This window comes from Geobacillus kaustophilus, from assembly GCF_000948285.1.
GTDB classification, from domain to species: Bacteria; Bacillota; Bacilli; order Bacillales; family Anoxybacillaceae; genus Geobacillus; species Geobacillus thermoleovorans_A.
On the sequence record NZ_JYBP01000003.1, the window covers coordinates 1,267,553 to 1,280,094 of the forward strand.

The following is a 12,542-nucleotide window of genomic DNA, read 5'->3' on the forward strand; positions in this document are numbered from 1 at the left end:
ACAAAGAAGCTCCTAACCGCAAAAAAGACTGTCCTGCACACGCGGACAGTCTTTTTTACTGGTGCTGCTTCGTCGGAATTGTTAAGGTAAACACGATCTCATCGGCGGCCAAATCGATTTTTTTTGCCGCCACCTGATAACCGTTGCCAAAGCGAATGTCCGTGAGCGCGACGTAGACGCGGGTGTGCTCCGGGTCAATCGCCACTTCATCCGGCAGCGGGGCGTGCTTTTGTAAGTAGCGAAGCACATACGTCACTGGCAGCTTCCAGTCGCCGAGCGAAATCGTCGGCTCCGTGAGCTCGACATTCCCTCCTTTGATTACTTTGGGCACAAACGAGACGACAAGTTCGACCGAGCGGCCTAAAATGGGGATTTCGCTTGAAACATAGACGCGATCGGCGAGCCAAACGCGGTATTGCAGCGGATGGCCTTTCGTTTTTTCTGCCAAATAGTCGTTCATGATGGCGTTCAAATGCGCTTTCTTCGAGTAAACAGTAAATGAGGCTCCTTCGACATCCGGATGCGCCGGCCGTTTCACCGGCGGAGACGGCTTAAGCAGCCAGGCGGCGGCTAAAACAATGACCGCCGCGTTGACAGCCGCCAACATCCAAAACGCTCGTTTCCAATTCATTGCAGCAATCTCCCTATCCACCATTCTTTTCGTTCCTTTAACGCTTCATACACCCGTATGGCCATCTGTTCGTATCCTGCGGCATTCGGATGAAACTCATCGCGGTAGAGCAAATCATCGCGGTCAGCAAAAATGTCTTGGATATCGACAAAAATCGTTCGCTCATACCGTGAAAGCACTGCCAGGCTGGCGCTGTTCCACTCAGCGATGACATCATCGATTTCCGGAATGTTCGGCAACGTGCTCGAAAACGGGTTGTATAAGCCGACGAGCACAACGACGGCATCGGGGTTCACCGTGCGCAATGATAGAATGAGATGGTCCAATCGAGAGGCAAATGCCTTTGCCTCTTTCACAAACCGTTCGTGCGACAAATCAAAAAAATGTGAACGGACGACATTCATCACATCATTGCCGCCGATCGTGACAAGGACGAGATCCGCTTGGCTGATTTCCCTTTCATGCGCCTTGATGACTGGCTTGAGCTCCACAATGCGCCGGCCGCGTTTTCCTAAATTCGTCACGGTGACCGTCCGCACTCCGTCTTCTGCCGAAAGGAGCGGGACAAGGCGGCCAACATAGCCCCCTTTCCCTTCGCCATCCCCGACTCCTTCCGTCAACGAATCGCCCAAAGCGACCAAATGTATATCTTTCGGAAGCGGCTTTGCTTCCGTCTGCTTGACGGCGGCTTCATGCGGGCGCTCCGGCTTTCCGCCCGCCGAAAGCGACACGCATCCGGCGAGCAGCCAGCAGCACAACAACCATCCCCACCGTCTCATTGTTTGACACCTGCCTTTTGCCGCAACAAGGGGAAAGACGAAAAGAAGGCAAAAAGGCGGTAGCCGTTTTTGCCTCATTGCGACGACTGCACGATTTTGATATGCTCTAAAATCGTTTCGTACGGCACATCTTGCACGCCGCTGTACGTCTGAACCACTTTTCCGTCCGGCCCGACCAAATAAAAGCTGGTGCCATGCACGACTTGATCGCCATTGGCCGGCTTTTGCACGATCGTTTTAAAGCTTTTTTGCGCCAGCTCGCTGATTTCAGACGGGCTGTATCCGGTCAGCAAATGCCAGTTTGATAGGTCGTCTGTAAATTGTTTCGCATACGCCGCCAGTTTTTCGGGCGTATCGACTTCCGGATCAACGCTGAAGGAGACAAACTCGACATCCAGTCCTTCTTTCTTTGCCATTTGTTTTAATTTCGCCATATGGGCCGTCATCGGCGGACAAACGGTCTCGCAGTTTGTAAAAATAAAATCGGCGACCCACACTTTTCCTTTTAAGTCGCGAAGCCCAAACGGCTTGCCCGTCTGATCGACAAACGTAAAGTCCTCCACCGGCCAGTTTTTGGCGTCCGGAATCGTTTTTCCGCACGCCGCCAGCAAAAGAACAACGAGAAAAAGCGCGATTCGTTTCCACATCGATGGATCCTTCCTTTTCGACAAAAATATGTTGATGCCGCACAACAACGGCGTTTATTCATCAAGCGCCGCTTCCTCCGTGTAGTACATGAGCGCCAACGCCCCAGGATCGGTGTGAATGGAAATGACCGTCGTTGTTTCAACGATGTCAATCGGTGAATAGCCGATGATGTCTGTCACCGCTTCCTTGAGCCGCTCCGCCCACCGAGGAGCATCGGCATGGTCGATGGCGATTTTCTCTACCCGTTTGGCCCCTTGTTCCTCGACAAGACGGCCCGCCAAATGGGACACCGCTTGCGAAAAGCTGCGAACCTGGGCAACCGGCGTATACAGCCCGTCAACCAGAGCGGCGATCGGCTTATGTCAAATGAAGCGGAACGACTTCAACGCCGTGCTCGGCAAGCACCGAAAACAGCACATCGACCGTTGAGTCGGTTACAATTTTGATTGGTTTCATTCGCTCACTCCTAATACTGATGATCTCGTTTCCATTATATAATGAAACCGGCAAAAATCCTACCTAAAAACGTCCATGAGCAAGCTTGGCTCATCCCCAAGCAGGAACATCGCCCATTATGAACGATACCGGCAGAAAAAAAGTTGTTTTGCCGCCAAGGGCAAAACAACAACAGTCATGCATTATGCTTTAACGCCGTTTCTTTAAAGATCTGTTCATATACCGGCCATTTCAGCACTTTCTTCAAATGTTCGCGGAACGAGTAAACGGAACGGTTTGTTCTCGACCGATACACTTTTGCAATAAACGCCTCCAAGCGCAGTTGGACCATGAATCGGTACGTATTCTCTTCCTCCAATACTGGAATTTCGATAATCTTGACCTTCTGCCCATACGCGTTTTGAAACTCGAGGCTTTTGAATAGCAAAATATCAATCCTCTTTTTCACCGATTTACTTTTATTATACACCAATCCGGTGAAAAAGTATGTCGGAATGCGGCGAATTTGTTCCGACTTTTTTCGTTAGATCAATAAATGGAACAAGTTCGGGTCTTTGTTCACTTCTTGGAACGGGAAGCCTTTTTTCTTCATCCGCTCGATGAGCGGCGCGTAGTCTTCGCGCCGTTTCAGTTCGATGCCGACGAGCGCCGGTCCGCTTTCTTTGTTGTTTTTCTTCGTGTATTCAAACCGGGTGATGTCATCGGTCGGCCCAAGCACTTCATCCAAAAACTCACGCAACGCCCCAGCCCGCTGCGGGAAGTTGACGATGAAATAGTGCTGCAGTCCTTCGTAAATCATCGAACGCTCTTTGATTTCCTGCATCCGGTCGATGTCGTTGTTGCCGCCGCTTATGACGCAGACGACTGTTTTGCCTCGGATTTGTTCCTTGTAAAAATCAAGCGCGGCGATCGGCAGCGCCCCTGCCGGTTCAGCGACAATGGCGTTTTCGTTGTACAGCTCCAAAATCGTCGTGCATACTTTTCCTTCCGGAACGACGACGATGTCATCAAGCACCCCGCGGCATAAGGCGAATGTCTTTTCCCCGACCGTCTTGACGGCAGCGCCGTCAACGAACTTGTCGATTTCATCGAGCGTCACCACATGTCCGCGCTCGAGCGCCGCTTTCATCGATGGGGCGCCAGCCGGCTCGACCCCGATGACTTTGGTGGACGGAGAAATGCTTTTCACATACGTCCCTAGTCCGGCCATCAATCCCCCGCCGCCGATGCTGGCGAACAAAAAGTCGATCGGTTCATCACAGTCGTTTAACACCTCGACGCCAATCGTCCCCTGTCCGGCAATGACGTATTCATCATCAAACGGATGGATGAACGTCCGCCCTTCCGCCTCGGCGCACTTCACCGCTTCGTTGTATGAATCGTCAAACGTGTCGCCGACAAGCACGATCTCGACCATGTCTTTGCCAAACAGCTGCACTTGCGACACTTTTTGCCGAGGCGTCGTCGCCGGCATATAAATTTTCCCGTGCACGCCAAGCGCCCGGCATGAATAGGCCACCCCTTGGGCATGGTTGCCGGCGCTGGCGCATACCACCCCGTTTCTCCGCTCCTCATCGGTTAAATGCTTCATCCGGTTGTACGCCCCGCGCAACTTAAACGAACGCACGACTTGCAAATCCTCGCGCTTTAAGTAGACATTGCACTCGTAGCGCTCGGATAACAGCGGATTTTTTTGCAGCGGCGTATGGAAAACAACATCCTTCAGCGTATGATACGCGATCAAAATGTCCTCGACGTATACCGCCCCTTGCTTCCGTTTCAGCTGTTGTTCCATGCTCTCGTTCCCTTTCTTTTCTAAGTTGTCTTTGATTTGTAGATTATATCACAAATCCGCAAAAAGAAAAGGGAATTTTCGAAAAGTTTTTGAGTGAAGATGGGCTGGCTCGCGATCATCGCGATTATCCCGCTTTACCGGACGCTTCCGCCGGCCGGATTCACGCTTTTGGACTGACGCCATCCGATGAGCGCCGTCCTTCCTGCTCGAAACCTCTCTCTAGCCGTCCTGCCAGACGGCAACGCGGCGAATTGTGCAGCATATGTACGGCGAACTACTTCTTCATGCGCAAGCGGACAGAAAAAACGACCGGCGCTATGCCCGGTCGTCCTCTTTTTTGAACTCTTCTTCCTCGGCAAATTCCGTCGCCCATCTTCCTTCATCATACCAGCGGTGCGCTTCTTCCCGTCTTGCTTCTTCGTGCACATGGTTTTCCATATACAAATGGAAAAACGCTTCAACCGCCCCGATCGCCAAGGCGCTGAAAAACGCGCCGTATGCCATGTTGACGGACGGGGCAATGAGGGCAAAGCTGACCGGCCAAATAAGCAAAAAGGAAAGCGGCACGTCAAGAGCGGCAGCGACAAAATGGCCGACGCGCGGCAACACGAACAGATCGCCGATCATATAAGAAACAAGCGCCGTCACGATCGTCATGAGTGAAATCAAGGAAAGCGGGGCATCGAAGATCGTAAACATCGAAAACAAGACGACGCTCCAAGCAGCGAGCTTGACGACAAACGGAACGATATGTTTCATCGTCTTCCTCCATTTCCATTGTGGTTCTATTGATTATCGTTCCTTTTTCGCCCCGCTTCTATGCAGAAACACGTTTTCAAAATGTTCGGATCTCAAACAAAAAGACGCCCCGTTTTGGGGTCGTCTTCGCAAACGTTTCGTACGCCAACGACAAACGCATATCCATGCCCGTGTCCCATCTATTTCGCCTTTTTCCGCTCATAAATGATAAAGGCGTGTTCATACGGATTCTTTTCATCTTTCCCTCCTGGCGTATAGGAAACGATTTCCCATTCATCGTCAGAAATGGGCGGATAAAACGTATCGCCGGGGAAGGAAGCAAAAATTTTTGTCACATACAGCCGGTCGACAATCGGCATCGTCGCCCGAAACAGTTCGGCCCCGCCGATGATAAACACTTCATCAGCGCGCGATGCGATCCATTGCTTGACTGCCTCGAGCGAATGAAGCACAAGGCAGCCTTCCGGGCGAAACGAGCGGTTGCGCGTGACAACGACGTTATCGCGGCCGGGAAGCGGCCGACCGATCGCTTCAAACGTCTTGCGCCCCATCACGATGGCATGGCCCATTGTCACCCGTTTAAAATACGCCAAATCGGCCGGCAAATGCCAAGGCAAGCGGTTGTCTTTGCCGATCACCCGGTTTTCATCCATTGCCACAATGTGCGAAATCATCGCGTCCTCTCCTTTACACAGCCACCGGTGCTTTAATCGTCGGATGCGGGTTGTAGCCGACAATTTCAAAATCGTCGTATTCGTAATCGAAAATGGACGGCGGCTTCCGTTTGATCACGAGCTTCGGCAGCGGGCGCGGCTCGCGCGTCAGCTGCAGTTTCGCCTGTTCGAGATGGTTTTTGTACAAATGGACATCACCGCCGGTGAAAATGAGTTCGCCGACATCGAGATCGCATTGCTGGGCGATCATATGCGTCAACAGCGCGTAGCTGGCAATGTTAAACGGCAGCCCTAAAAACGTATCAACGGAGCGCTGCTGCCACATGCACGACAACCGACCGTTCGCGACATAAAACTGAAAGGCATAATGGCACGGCGGCAGCTTCATCTCGTCTAATTCCGCCACGTTCCAAGCGCTCACAAGCAGCCGGCGTGAATTCGGATTTCGTTTGATCTCCTCGACGACCCACGCGATCTGGTCGATTGTTTTCCCGTCCGCCCCTTTCCATGAGCGCCATTGCGCGCCGTAAATCGGGCCGAGATCGCCGTTTTCGTCCGCCCACTCGTCCCAAATCGTCACGCCATTCTCCTGCAAATAGCGGACGTTCGTATCGCCTTTTAAAAACCAAAGCAGTTCATAAATGATGGAGCGGATATGCAATTTTTTCGTTGTCACGAGCGGAAATCCATCTTGCAAGTTGAAGCGGAGCTGGCGGCCGAACACCGACAGCGTGCCGACGCCCGTGCGGTCTTCTTTTTCGACGCCGTTTTCCAAAATATCCTCCAAAAGCTGCAAATATTGCCGCAATGTTCTCACCTCACGCTCTATCATACCATAAAGCAACGCATGGTGAACCACTTGTCCATAAAAAAACGAGCCTTTTACGAGGCCCGTTCCGCCAATCCGCGGATCAACGCATATGTTCTCGGCGCTGCCGCCCGCAACGTTTGCCGCGTCTTGTCGCTTGCATAATAATAGGCAAACGACTCGGCAAAATACTCTTCCGGATAAGTCAAAAAATAATATTCGCCAGGAAAGAGCCGCGGCGCCTCCTCCCGCCAAATCGCTTGAAATTCGTCCGTTTCATGAATGCGGTCAAATACGATGTAATCGAGCGAATGAGCAAACTCATGCAGCTCCAAATTGACCGAGCCATGCCCTTTTCCTTTTTCGCTATGGCCGAGGCGGACAAGCACTAAATGCGACCCACCGATGCCCGGCACGTCATCCCATGTTTTCGAACCCGGCATATAACCGCGCGGCGTTTTTCCGCGCAAATGGCGGGCCGTCGGCTCATCGGTGATCGGGCCGGTCAACAGTTGGATGTAAATATGGTGGTCCGCCGCCTGCTCTAAAATCGTGCGATCAATGCGGGCGAGCGTCCGGATCATTTCATTCGCTTCAGAGGCGGAAAACTCCGTCTCCGGCACGATGATGATGCGGCCAAGCACATCATGAGACGGAACACCCCTAAGACCAAGGCTGCTTTCTTCAAGCAGCACGCCATGGGCAGCCGGATACGGTGAGAACGATAGAAGCGGAACGGCGAACAGCGCCGCCAACAAACTAGTGAACAGCCGTTTCATCGTGGTTCCCCCGCTTCTTTCAATCTATGAAAATCATATCATAGAACGAAGCGGGAAAAAACGCGCAAAATAAGGAAAGAACCGCGGCCTGCTACGTCCGCCAGTTCGGCGGCGTATTTTTTGACCAGTAGATTTTCCCGAGTTCATGATGGGCTTGAAACCCATCATCGCATGTATGATAGTGAAACTGAAACCAATATCCGTCTTGCGGCGGATGCTCGCGGCGGACGTGAAAGCGGATCAAATCCTCTCCCGTATCCGCCCGATACAAATGAAAAATGCGTTCTCCTTGCCCGCCAGACGGATTTTCCGAAACAGCCAAATAGCGGAGCTCCTCTTCCGGATAACGATCGGCAAGCTCGGCGATCACTTCTTCCATGCGCGGCAAAATGACGGCGCGAAACTCATCTTCAATGACCGGAGCGATTTTGCGGCCGAATTTTTCATGGGACTGGGCAACGGCCTTTTCCATCGTCCGCTCAATGAATTGAGCTCGCGTCAACGAAACCGCTTCCTCGGCACGACTTGTTGGACTGTGCTGCCAGTCGGAAGACGATGCATCATCTGACGGCGGATCTTTGGCCGCGAGCAGCGAAGCGGGCGGTGTGACGAGTCCAAACGTGCAGACGGTAATGGCGGCAACAAGCGTTTTTCGAAGCCAAGACGGCAGCTTCATCGCCTTCACCTCCCGCTACCGCCGATCAGCGGCCGGAGACGCGAACAAGCCGGTCGCTTTTAATTTTGCGACCGCCCGGCGCAACACTTCTTCCGGCTGGACAAGGGCGATGCGCACATACCCTTCGCCGCTCGGCCCAAACGCGTGCCCAGGCGTCACAACGACGCCGGCTTGGTCGATGAGCGCCTTCGCAAACGAAAGCGACGTCCATCCGTCCGGAATTTTCGCCCACACGAACATGCCGGCTTGCGGACGGTCAACCGTCCAACCGATGTCAGCGAGTCCATCCACGAGCACATCGCGGCGCGCTTGATACATCATGCGGCTCTGGGCGCAAAAGCCGGCGCCATGGCGGAGCACTTCCGCGGCCGCTTTTTGCAGCGGCCAAAAAATGCCGTAATCCAAATTGGACTTGAACTCGGCAAACGCACGAATCACCTCGGCATTTCCGCATAAGTAGCCGACCCGGCAGCCGGCCATGTTGTAGCTTTTTGACAACGAATTGATCTCCACGCCAACGTCCTTTGCGCCTGGAACAGAAAGAAAACTCACCGGTTTGTTTCCGTCATAATACAGCTCGCCGTAAGCAAAATCGGAAACAACGAGGATATCGTACCGCTTCGCAAACTCAACCACTTCGCGATAAAATGATTCTGTCGCTACGGCGGGCACCGGATTCCCTGGAAAGTTAAGAAACATGATCGCCGCCCGTTTGGCGATGTCCTCCGGGATCGCACGCAAATCCGGCAAAAAGCTGTTTTCCTCCCTCAGCGGCAGAAAATACGGCATCGCTTCCGCCATCGCCACCCCCGCCGCATACGCCGGGTACCCGGGATCCGGCAATAGAATGACATCCCCCGGGTCAGCGAACACCATCGGCAAATGAACGAGCCCGTCTTGTGACCCGATCACGTACGTCACTTCCGTCTCTGGATCGAGCACAACGCCATGCGCCGTCCGATAATAATCGGCGACCGCTTCATGAAACTCGCGAATGCCCTTTAATGTGTAGCCGTACGCATTCGGCTCGTTGGCGTAGCGGGCGATCGCCTCACGCACAAACGGCGCCGGGGGCAAATCCGGGCTGCCAACGCTCAAGTCGATCCACTCGTCATGAAGGTGGCGCTGCTTTTGACGATACGCCGTCAACTCGGCGAAAATCGATGCCGAAAACGCGTTCATTCGTTTCGCTTTTTTCATTTCGTCTTCCTCTCCCTTGACAAGACAAAAACTGCATTTTCTTTTTGCTTTTGTTGGTATATACTTTTATCATAGTTCCGAAAGAAGACACCCGCTTCAACCGCGTGAAGGTTGCAGCCCAGCGATCAGCGACAAATGGATGTCGGTTGGCGTCAGCCAAAACACATGATAAAATCAAGGTATATCATGTTCTTTGTGAACTGGATATAGGGGGTTGCATGGAGAATATCCAATGCGAAAACCAAGCAAAGCCTTCCATGCGTAAAATATCCAAGGCGCGAAAGAACTCCGAATCGTCGGATGCCTAGGGTTGGGACGACCCGAAGTCACGCTCAGGGAGACGAAAGAATGCTTTCGTCGTGGAACTGAGAAGCTCCCACTTCAAGCAAAGCGAAGTGGGGGTAGTTCACATGAATAGTGTATCATAGATTCTCAGCGAAAATATAGACAGAAAGGCGGGAAAAATGAAACATGAACACGATCTTTTTTGCGGCCAGCCTCATTACATTGCTTTACTTTATTTATAGTTGTATCGCCAACGCCTAAACGCTCTTGGCGATCCATCCAGCTCCCTTGGCATTCTGTTGGATGCGAAGGGAGTTTGCGCATGAAAACGACAAAAGGAGCCCCGCATCGGGAGCTCCTTTTTAATCGATTTTTGTTTTTTTGCGGGCAGAGTCAAGCTCGAACGCGCCTGTCTCCGTCTCCGTCGTGCCTTGCCCTCGAACATCTGGGGCGCTGACGCCCGTTTTCGAACGATCTTTTTTCCGCTTCGGCACGCCCGATCACCTCCGCCCTTATCGTTCCCGCCAACGCGCCGTTGTATGCGGAACGAAAGCGAATCAACGCAAGCGGTTCGCTCCTCGCTCGCACCGCATCAGCCGCAATATTTGTCAAACGCAGCCAAAATATTTTCCATCACGTCCTCCATCGAGTGAAACTCGATGTCTTCGCGCGGAATGAAGTGAACGACTTCTTTCCCCTTTAAGAGCGCCATCGACGGCGAAGACGGCGGATAACCGACAAAGTACTCGCGCATTTTCGCTGTCGCTTCCTTATCCTGGCCAGCGAACACCGTCACCAAATGGTCCGGCTTTTTCTCGCTCCGCAACACCGCCTGCGTCGCCGCGGGGCGCGCCAATCCAGCGGCGCAGCCGCACACTGAGTTGACAAAAACAAACGTCGTTCCTTCCACTTGTTTCATAAACTGCTCGACTTCTTCGCTTGTGCGCAATTCGCGGAAACCGGCGCGGACAAGTTCATCGCGCATCGGCTGCACGAGTTGGCGCATATAGTCTTCGTAAGCCATTGACATTGCCCTCATCCCTCCACATTCATCATCGCTGCGCTATCAGCATACTATATTTTCGTTTGAAAAATCAATGAAGAGAACCGTCCACGGCCGCATGTCTCTAAACGGCATCATTCAGAACAAACGGGGCTAAACGCACCCGTTTGGCCGCCATCAAACGAGCGATTTCGTTTCGCTTTCTATCAACCGCCGCGGCCATTGTCAGCGACCAAACATATACTATGCCATCGATGGCCATGAAAGGAGCGTGCACATGGGATACATTGAAGAACTGCGAAAAATCATTGGAACCCGGCCGATCATCTTGGCGGGAGCCGGGGTCGCTGTCACCGATGAATGCGGGCGGATTTTATTGCAGAAACGCCGCGACGGCTTATGGGGACTGCCCGGCGGTTTGTTGGAGTTGGGGGAGTCCGCAGAAGAAGCAGCCCGGCGGGAAGTGTGGGAAGAAACAGGGCTGGAAATCGGCAAACTGGAACTAGTCGATGTGTTTTCTGGAAAAAAATATTTTGTTCGGCTGCCTAATGGAGATCAATATTACCCAGTCACTGTTGTTTATCTCACCCGTGATATCCGCGGTGGAGAACTGAAAGAAGACGGGGAAGAATCGCTGGAAGTGAAATTCTTCCCTTTTCATGAATTGCCAAACGAACTCTCTCCTCTTGTTAAAGATTTTATCGAACAATATTTCAGGGGATGACGAGCCAAGCCTTGGAGCTCTCTCCAAGGCTTCACCATTGTTGAAAACACTCTTTTCTAAGAACCAAATCCGCAGCTGGAGGGGCAAAAAAATTTAGAAGCCCATTTTAATGGTAATAAATTGAAGAATAATCGGCGCACCTTTTGGCGGCGGCTCGGCTGTTTTCAACGTCAGTTTCCCCTTTTCCACCTCATACAGTTTTTCCGGTTGCAGCACCCCATTAATAAACAAGTTGATCCATGATACATGTTTCGGATCTAAAATACCGCGGTCGCCGTACTCTCTCAGTTCATCGCCGTCTGTATAGACGGTTTTCACTCCGTCTGATATGGTGTTATACTGGTACGTTTCCGCCTGCAAGACACGCGGAGGGAAGTGGAGCGCCACACGGAGGGGAATGGTCAGTACAGCATGGGTCCAATCGTATACTTTGGAAGCAGCAATCACATGTTTTGCTGTTGAAGATGTCCGTTTCATTCGTTTGCTCACCCAAACACACCATATTGTTTCGTGATCATTTCACTCCGCAAGATATTTTGCATTAGTATATTCACCTCCCATCTTCAAAGTGAATAGCAAACAAAATGGCAGGTTAATGAACGGTAGTAAAAAATCACTATATTCCACTTAATTCCGTCTATTATAACAGGATCATAAAACGACCAAATTCGTTTAAAATGTTTGTTTCATAATTCAAATTCACTGGTAAAACAGGCTGGTATAGCAGGGCAAAAACATCATTTTTCTCCCATTACGGCAATCGCCGAGCCATCCTCTGTAATTAATCCATACAATAAAATGAACCTATGGCACCGGCTGATTGCCAACAGAGTTCCAGATACTAAAAAGAACGGATGATAATTGGCTCAGCTTCGGGGCCACAGCATGTTAAACACAAAATGGAGAAGGGGAGATTGTATGGCTTTGCAATTAATTAAATTGTTTGTCGCCGCTACTACCACGACAGAGGTTGCACCAGACGTCGCAAGATTTTTTTACATCACAACAGCTGAAACAGCAGAAGGAGCAACCTTAACGATCGACGCAGCCAGCTTTTTGCAAGACGACGGCAGCCAAGCGACACAGCTGCCAGCATTGGCAACTAACAATAGCTACTTTAACGTGTACATTAACGGCGTTTTGCAAATGGAAGGGATATCGACGTACACCCCAGGAGCTACCGGCGTCGGGTCACTGTCCATTACCGTCCCGACCGGAAGCGGCTCGATTCCAGCTAACACCCCGGTTGTGCTCGAAATTGTCCAATTCGCTCCAAGCTCCAACACTACTGTGACGACGTAACAGCCGTACTCTTTTCGATCATA

General features: G+C 51.8%; 18 protein-coding genes. 2 read left to right on the forward strand and 16 right to left on the reverse strand.

The window, feature by feature from the left end; translation table 11 throughout:
• Window positions 1-55: 55 nt before the first annotated feature.
• The 15 genes from LG52_RS06830 to LG52_RS06890 form a co-directional block, all read right to left on the reverse strand.
• A complete protein-coding gene (locus LG52_RS06830) occupies window positions 56-631 on the reverse strand; it encodes a YpmS family protein (protein WP_044731377.1) in 576 nt (191 codons plus the stop codon).
• Window positions 628-1,410, reverse strand: coding sequence for an SGNH/GDSL hydrolase family protein (locus LG52_RS06835; RefSeq protein WP_020279612.1), 783 nt, complete (start codon window positions 1,408-1,410; stop codon window positions 628-630). The genes LG52_RS06830 and LG52_RS06835 overlap by 4 nt, the downstream gene beginning before the upstream one ends.
• A 74-nt stretch (window positions 1,411-1,484) precedes the next feature.
• Window positions 1,485-2,057 carry an SCO family protein gene (locus LG52_RS06840; protein WP_044731378.1) on the reverse strand — a complete coding sequence of 191 codons (573 nt, stop codon included), beginning with the start codon at window positions 2,055-2,057 and terminating at the stop codon, window positions 1,485-1,487.
• A 54-nt stretch (window positions 2,058-2,111) separates the two neighbouring features.
• Window positions 2,112-2,411, reverse strand: a complete 300-nt coding sequence (locus LG52_RS06845; protein ID WP_255209653.1) for a DegV family protein — start codon at window positions 2,409-2,411, stop codon at window positions 2,112-2,114.
• A gap of 4 nt (window positions 2,412-2,415) precedes the next feature.
• On the reverse strand, window positions 2,416-2,514 hold the full coding sequence (locus tag LG52_RS19710) for a DegV family protein (protein ID WP_231584432.1): 99 nt from the start codon (window positions 2,512-2,514) through the stop codon (window positions 2,416-2,418).
• 175 nt (window positions 2,515-2,689) lie between these two features.
• Complete coding sequence (locus LG52_RS06850) at window positions 2,690-2,941, reverse strand: YpmP family protein (RefSeq protein WP_011231264.1); 252 nt, start codon at window positions 2,939-2,941, stop codon at window positions 2,690-2,692.
• Between the two features lie 96 nt (window positions 2,942-3,037).
• Window positions 3,038-4,309 (reverse strand): threonine ammonia-lyase IlvA, encoded by a 1,272-nt coding sequence (gene ilvA, locus LG52_RS06855; protein WP_011231265.1) that lies wholly within the window; start codon window positions 4,307-4,309, stop codon window positions 3,038-3,040.
• Window positions 4,310-4,624: 315 nt separating this feature from the next.
• Window positions 4,625-5,068 carry a YndM family protein gene (locus LG52_RS06860; RefSeq protein ID WP_011231266.1) on the reverse strand — a complete coding sequence of 148 codons (444 nt, stop codon included), beginning with the start codon at window positions 5,066-5,068 and terminating at the stop codon, window positions 4,625-4,627.
• 179 nt (window positions 5,069-5,247) lie between these two features.
• Entirely contained in the window at window positions 5,248-5,742 is a 495-nt protein-coding gene (locus LG52_RS06865) for a dihydrofolate reductase (RefSeq protein ID WP_033006160.1), read from the reverse strand.
• Window positions 5,743-5,755: 13 nt separating this feature from the next.
• The gene (thyA, locus tag LG52_RS06870) at window positions 5,756-6,550 is read right to left on the reverse strand and encodes a thymidylate synthase (RefSeq protein ID WP_011231268.1); all 795 of its coding nucleotides are present in this window, start codon (window positions 6,548-6,550) and stop codon (window positions 5,756-5,758) included.
• A 74-nt stretch (window positions 6,551-6,624) separates the two neighbouring features.
• Complete coding sequence (locus LG52_RS06875) at window positions 6,625-7,329, reverse strand: anthrax toxin lethal factor-related metalloendopeptidase (protein ID WP_011231269.1); 705 nt, start codon at window positions 7,327-7,329, stop codon at window positions 6,625-6,627.
• 91 nt (window positions 7,330-7,420) lie between these two features.
• A complete protein-coding gene (locus LG52_RS06880; protein WP_031213148.1) occupies window positions 7,421-7,999 on the reverse strand; it encodes a YpjP family protein in 579 nt (192 codons plus the stop codon).
• Between the two features lie 21 nt (window positions 8,000-8,020).
• Window positions 8,021-9,205, reverse strand: a complete 1,185-nt coding sequence (locus LG52_RS06885) for an LL-diaminopimelate aminotransferase (protein ID WP_011231271.1) — start codon at window positions 9,203-9,205, stop codon at window positions 8,021-8,023.
• 647 nt (window positions 9,206-9,852) lie between these two features.
• Window positions 9,853-9,984 (reverse strand): YuzL family protein, encoded by a 132-nt coding sequence (locus tag LG52_RS18840; RefSeq protein ID WP_011231272.1) that lies wholly within the window; start codon window positions 9,982-9,984, stop codon window positions 9,853-9,855.
• Between the two features lie 98 nt (window positions 9,985-10,082).
• Window positions 10,083-10,520 (reverse strand): BrxA/BrxB family bacilliredoxin, encoded by a 438-nt coding sequence (locus LG52_RS06890; protein WP_011231273.1) that lies wholly within the window; start codon window positions 10,518-10,520, stop codon window positions 10,083-10,085.
• A 250-nt stretch (window positions 10,521-10,770) separates the two neighbouring features.
• Here LG52_RS06890 and LG52_RS06895 point away from each other — a divergent pair, with 250 nt between their 5' ends.
• On the forward strand, window positions 10,771-11,217 hold the full coding sequence (locus tag LG52_RS06895) for an NUDIX hydrolase (protein WP_011231274.1): 447 nt from the start codon (window positions 10,771-10,773) through the stop codon (window positions 11,215-11,217).
• Between the two features lie 93 nt (window positions 11,218-11,310).
• On the opposite strand, the gene LG52_RS06900 is transcribed toward LG52_RS06895, so the two are convergent.
• Window positions 11,311-11,694, reverse strand: a complete 384-nt coding sequence (locus LG52_RS06900) for a DUF4183 domain-containing protein (RefSeq protein WP_015374894.1) — start codon at window positions 11,692-11,694, stop codon at window positions 11,311-11,313.
• 441 nt (window positions 11,695-12,135) lie between these two features.
• On the opposite strand from LG52_RS06900, the gene LG52_RS06905 reads away from it, so the two are divergent.
• Window positions 12,136-12,519, forward strand: coding sequence for a DUF4183 domain-containing protein (locus tag LG52_RS06905; RefSeq protein WP_011231275.1), 384 nt, complete (start codon window positions 12,136-12,138; stop codon window positions 12,517-12,519).
• Window positions 12,520-12,542: the final 23 nt, after the last annotated feature.

Excerpts from the sequence above, each read along its gene's own strand:
- LG52_RS19710 (WP_231584432.1), bottom strand. The coding sequence starts at position 2,514 with ATGAAACCAATCAAAATTGTAACCGACTCAACGGTCGATGTGCTGTTT.
- LG52_RS06840 (WP_044731378.1), bottom strand. The coding sequence starts at position 2,057 with ATGTGGAAACGAATCGCGCTTTTTCTCGTTGTTCTTTTGCTGGCGGCG.
- LG52_RS06895 (WP_011231274.1), top strand. The coding sequence starts at position 10,771 with ATGGGATACATTGAAGAACTGCGAAAAATCATTGGAACCCGGCCGATC.
- LG52_RS06865 (WP_033006160.1), bottom strand. The coding sequence starts at position 5,742 with ATGATTTCGCACATTGTGGCAATGGATGAAAACCGGGTGATCGGCAAA.
- ilvA (WP_011231265.1), bottom strand. The coding sequence starts at position 4,309 with ATGGAACAACAGCTGAAACGGAAGCAAGGGGCGGTATACGTCGAGGAC.
- LG52_RS06905 (WP_011231275.1), top strand. The coding sequence starts at position 12,136 with ATGGCTTTGCAATTAATTAAATTGTTTGTCGCCGCTACTACCACGACA.
- LG52_RS06835 (WP_020279612.1), bottom strand. The coding sequence starts at position 1,410 with ATGAGACGGTGGGGATGGTTGTTGTGCTGCTGGCTGCTCGCCGGATGC.
- LG52_RS06860 (WP_011231266.1), bottom strand. The coding sequence starts at position 5,068 with ATGAAACATATCGTTCCGTTTGTCGTCAAGCTCGCTGCTTGGAGCGTC.
- LG52_RS06890 (WP_011231273.1), bottom strand. The coding sequence starts at position 10,520 with ATGTCAATGGCTTACGAAGACTATATGCGCCAACTCGTGCAGCCGATG.
- LG52_RS06885 (WP_011231271.1), bottom strand. The coding sequence starts at position 9,205 with ATGAAAAAAGCGAAACGAATGAACGCGTTTTCGGCATCGATTTTCGCC.
- LG52_RS06875 (WP_011231269.1), bottom strand. The coding sequence starts at position 7,329 with ATGAAACGGCTGTTCACTAGTTTGTTGGCGGCGCTGTTCGCCGTTCCG.
- LG52_RS06830 (WP_044731377.1), bottom strand. The coding sequence starts at position 631 with ATGAATTGGAAACGAGCGTTTTGGATGTTGGCGGCTGTCAACGCGGCG.
- LG52_RS06900 (WP_015374894.1), bottom strand. The coding sequence starts at position 11,694 with ATGAAACGGACATCTTCAACAGCAAAACATGTGATTGCTGCTTCCAAA.